Origin of the sequence: Bacillus norwichensis (genome assembly GCF_014836955.1) — a bacterium.
In the GTDB taxonomy this organism is placed as follows: Bacteria; Bacillota; Bacilli; order Bacillales; family Bacillaceae_C; genus Siminovitchia; species Siminovitchia norwichensis.
This window is the reverse complement of record NZ_JACSPV010000110.1, coordinates 1-734: the sequence shown is the minus strand read 5'-3', so window position 1 is coordinate 734 and position 734 is coordinate 1. Positions and strand designations below refer to the sequence as shown.

Genomic DNA, 734 nt, shown 5'->3' with positions numbered 1-734 from the left:
CGAAGTGGCTAAACGCGGCGGACTGTAAATCCGCTCCCTCCGGGTTCGGCGGTTCGAATCCGTCCCCCACCACCATTCTACAGGGGCATAGTTTAACGGTAGAACAGAGGTCTCCAAAACCTCTAGTGTGGGTTCGATTCCTACTGCCCCTGCCAATCACGGCGGCTATGGCGAAGTGGTTAACGCATCGGATTGTGGCTCCGACATCGTGGGTTCGATTCCCACTAGTCGCCCCATTACATATATAGTATAATGAAGATATATTAATGGGCTATAGCCAAGTGGTAAGGCAACGGACTTTGACTCCGTCATTCGTTGGTTCGAATCCAGCTAGCCCAGTATGCGGAAGTAGTTCAGTGGTAGAACACCACCTTGCCAAGGTGGGGGTCGCGGGTTCGAACCCCGTCTTCCGCTCCAAAATTGGCGGCATAGCCAAGTGGTAAGGCACGGGTCTGCAACACCCTTACCACCGGTTCGAATCCGGTTGCCGCCTCCATTTTATATCATGCCTGAGTGGTGGAACTGGCATACACGTTGGACTCAAAATCCAATGCCCTCACGGGCTTGTGGGTTCGAATCCCACCTCAGGTATACTAAAAGAAAACAGACGCGACCAATTGGTCCGTCTGTTTTTATTTTCATTTTTTCTATATCAATAGGTTCTATACTGAATGTGGTGGTCTCCCTTACTGCTAAGCAGTTGGGAGCACATCTGAAAAAACAAAAAAATACAC

At 50.0% G+C, this 734-nt stretch carries 6 tRNA genes; all 6 read left to right on the top strand.

Annotated elements, in window-relative coordinates:
* The first annotated feature begins 81 nt into the window (after nt 1-81).
* The 6 genes from H9631_RS22190 to H9631_RS22165 all read left to right on the top strand — a co-directional run bounded on the left by H9631_RS22190 (nt 82) and on the right by H9631_RS22165 (nt 591).
* A tRNA-Trp gene (locus H9631_RS22190) sits at nt 82-155 on the top strand.
* A gap of 6 nt (nt 156-161) precedes the next feature.
* Nucleotides 162-236 (top strand) — tRNA-His (locus tag H9631_RS22185).
* Nucleotides 237-267: 31 nt separating this feature from the next.
* Nucleotides 268-339: transfer RNA gene (locus tag H9631_RS22180), tRNA-Gln, on the top strand.
* Between the two features lie 3 nt (nt 340-342).
* Nucleotides 343-417, top strand: a tRNA-Gly gene (locus tag H9631_RS22175).
* A 5-nt stretch (nt 418-422) separates the two neighbouring features.
* Nucleotides 423-496, top strand: a tRNA-Cys gene (locus H9631_RS22170).
* 11 nt (nt 497-507) lie between these two features.
* A tRNA-Leu gene (locus H9631_RS22165) sits at nt 508-591 on the top strand.
* Nucleotides 592-734: the final 143 nt, after the last annotated feature.